The organism is Caulobacter sp. SSI4214 (assembly GCF_012184455.1).
GTDB lineage: Bacteria > Pseudomonadota > Alphaproteobacteria > Caulobacterales > Caulobacteraceae > Caulobacter > Caulobacter vibrioides_E.
On the sequence record NZ_SZWJ01000169.1, the window covers coordinates 1 to 2,925 of the forward strand.

Genomic DNA, 2,925 nt, shown 5'->3' on the forward strand with positions numbered 1-2,925 from the left:
CAGGGCGTGCCGCGCATTCTGTCCGACCTGTTGCGGGCGCCGCCGCGGCCGGGCTTTCCTGGGCGTCGGCCATGATCGGCGCGAGCAGGACCAGGATGGGCAGGATGCTGGCGGTCGCGATGTGCGCGCCCCGAGCGGTGACAAGACGTGACATTCCAATCTCCCCTTGGCGACGCGCGACCTCTTGGCCACGCCCCCTCAGGCGCGGCCGCGGACGGTCTTCACGGCGCATTCACAGCAGCGATAAAGCTTCGCCCCCGGACGAAGCGGCCAATCGCCTCCGGCCCCCCGTTGGTCGGCGACGATCACTGTGGCGTCGGGTGTCTTTGTCTTCCGGGCCCCGAGGAGCCGCGGCGCATTGCTTTCCTCGACGTTCGAAGACTGCCCCGAAGACTGAACGTCATCAAATTGTAATCCGTTATGCCCCTATCCAATTTCTGGATGGCGATAGCTGACCTTGCCCACGCCCCGCGTCAGCTCGGCGACCAGCCACTGGATCACCGGCTCCCGGCTACGGTAGGGCTGCCACTGGGCGATCAGCGCGGAGGTGGGTCGCGCGAAGTCCAGGTCGACCACCGTCAACGGCAGGATGGCCGCGTTGTATTGCGCGAACCAGCCGCTCGTGGTCACCACCAGGTCGGATCCCACGGCCAGCAGAGGCAGCATCGAGTTCAGGCTGGTCCTCGCGACGATATGCCGGCGCGCGCGCGGGTCGTTGGGGCCATAGTCGCCGAACAGGGCCTTTTCCATCTCGTCGGAAAGGGCGGCGTGACGCGCGGCGAGATACTCCGCCTCGGATATTTTCCGTCCGGCCATCGGATGCCTTCTCGAGACCAGCGCCGACAGGCTGTGCTCGAATAGGGGCTGACGGCAAAGGCTGGGATCCGCCATCACGTCGGGAACGATCGCCACGTCCGCCCCGGCGTCGAACAGCTTCTGGACCGAACCGTGACTGAAGGGCGCCATGTTGATCCGGATGTTCGGCGCGGCGGCCCGGATATCGGGGATGATCCGGCTGACGAACATCAGTTCGATCGCCTCGGGCGCGGTGATGGTGATCTCGCGTTCGGCGGTGGCCGGATCGAAATCGAGCGTCAGATTGAAGGTGTCGTCCACCTCGCGCAGTACCCGGCCGACCCGATGCAGCAGCGCTTCGCCCAGCGCCGTCAGCCGCCGCTTGTCGCCGTAGACAACCAGTTCATCGCCAAAGTGATCGCGCAGCTGTCGAAGCTTGGCGCTGAGCGCGGGTTGGCTCAGCGCGATGGAATGCGCCGCCGCGGTAAGCGACGGGGAGTGCAGAAGCGCATCCAGCGCATAGAGCAGATTGGTGTTCAGCCGACGTAATTGAGCGCGATCGCGCGGCGGCCATGGCTCGTTGCTGTCGTCCAACATCTCCCTCCCGACGGTTCTCGCGACATGCCAAGGACTATCAGCCTGGCGCGAACGCGTGGATGAAGCAGTATGACGCGGCCAGATCCGACAGCTATCCGATAACGACATCGCCTTGGCCGTCAGCGGCGCCAAGGACGCCGGCCCGACGCCGCTGGCGGCCAAGGCTATTTCGCGCCCGCGCTGGGGGGAAGCTGGGGGGAGACGCGCGACATCGCGCGAAATCGCACCGCGCGAAGACGATCTACGATTTGATTATAAAGAATAAAGGAGATGGTGGACGCGACAGGGATTGAACCTGTGACCCCTACGATGTCAACGTAGTGCTCTCCCGCTGAGCTACGCGTCCGCCGAAGCGATCCGAAGCGTCTTCGAAAAGACGTCCCGGCCGGGAAGGTGTGGGGGTATAGCGGCGGCTTGGCCGACGCGCAACCCGCCCCGGAACTTTTGCCCGAATTTTTTCGGGGAGATCCGCTAAGCCCTTATGCGGCCATCATCTTTTCCACCTCGGCGACCAGGTCGCGCAGGTGGACGGGCTTGGACAGCACCTTGGCGCCGGCCGGCGCGCGGTCCTGGGCCGAGAGGGCGACGGCGGCGAAGCCGGTGATGAACATGATGCGCAGCGAGGGATCGCGGGCGGCGGCCTGGCGGGCCACCTCGATGCCGTCCATGCCGGGCATGACGATGTCGGTCAGCAGCAGGTCCCAGGGGTGCTCCAGGTGCTGGACGGCTTCCTCGCCGTCGGCGCAGGCCTGGACTTCGAAGCCGGCGCGTTCCAGGGCGCGGGCCAGGAAGCCGCGGAGGGAATCGTCGTCTTCGGCGAGGAGGATGCGGGCCATGAGGTCACGTGTCCGGGGAATGCGTCGAAAGAGGCGCCCACCTTAGCGTGAAGTCGGTAAATCGGGGATGAACCTAAACGTCGCGGCCTGTGGACGCTTTGCCGTTTGACCGCGGGCGGCGGGCCTTCGATGATGCGGTCATGAGCGCCTGGCGGCCGATCACGGCGAACGCGCCGGAAACCCCGCCGCTGGAGACCCTGGAGGGACCGGCGTTCGAGGTCGCGCGCGCCGCCCCGGCCGGAGTCGCGCCGCCGACGCCGCTGGTCTTCGCCTCGCCCCACTCGGGCGGCGCCTATCCGCCGGACATGATCGCCGCCGTGCGCCTGCCGCTGGAGGCCCTGCGCGCGTCCGAGGACGCCTTCGTCGACCAGATCATCGCCGGCGCGCCGCGCCTAGGCGCGACGGTGATCCGCGCCCGCTTCGCCCGCTCGTACATCGACCTGAACCGCGAGCCCTGGGAGATGGACCCGGCGATGTTCGACGGCGACCTGCCGGAATACGCCCGGGGCCAGTCGGCGCGGGTCGCCGCCGGGCTGGGGGCGATCCCGCGCCTGGCCGGCGAGGGGCGTCCGATCTACGCCCGCAAGCTGACCTTCGCCGAGGCCAGCGAGCGGGTCGAGCTGGCCCACCGCCCCTATCACGACGCCTTGGACCGGCAGCTGGCGGCGGCGCGCGGGGCGCACGGCCTGGCGATCCT

3 protein-coding genes and 1 tRNA gene are annotated in these 2,925 nt (G+C 67.8%); 1 reads left to right on the plus strand and 3 read right to left on the minus strand.

All coding sequences use genetic code 11. The features are described from left to right. Nucleotides 1-426 precede the first annotated feature (426 nt). The 3 genes from FCU40_RS22865 to cpdR all read right to left on the minus strand — a co-directional run bounded on the left by FCU40_RS22865 (nt 427) and on the right by cpdR (nt 2,228). Nucleotides 427-1,524 (minus strand): LysR family transcriptional regulator, encoded by a 1,098-nt coding sequence (locus FCU40_RS22865; RefSeq protein WP_168078096.1) that lies wholly within the window; start codon nt 1,522-1,524, stop codon nt 427-429. Between the two features lie 139 nt (nt 1,525-1,663). Next, nucleotides 1,664-1,738: transfer RNA gene (locus tag FCU40_RS22870), tRNA-Val, on the minus strand. Between the two features lie 133 nt (nt 1,739-1,871). Continuing rightward, the gene (cpdR, locus tag FCU40_RS22875; RefSeq protein WP_004616083.1) at nt 1,872-2,228 is read right to left on the minus strand and encodes a cell cycle two-component system response regulator CpdR; all 357 of its coding nucleotides are present in this window, start codon (nt 2,226-2,228) and stop codon (nt 1,872-1,874) included. Nucleotides 2,229-2,368: 140 nt separating this feature from the next. On the opposite strand from cpdR, the gene FCU40_RS22880 reads away from it, so the two are divergent. Continuing rightward, nucleotides 2,369-2,925: N-formylglutamate amidohydrolase (locus FCU40_RS22880; protein WP_175582105.1), on the plus strand; the 557-nt coding region annotated here is incomplete at its 3' end.

Excerpts from the sequence above, each read along its gene's own strand:
- cpdR (WP_004616083.1), bottom strand. The coding sequence starts at position 2,228 with ATGGCCCGCATCCTCCTCGCCGAAGACGACGATTCCCTCCGCGGCTTC.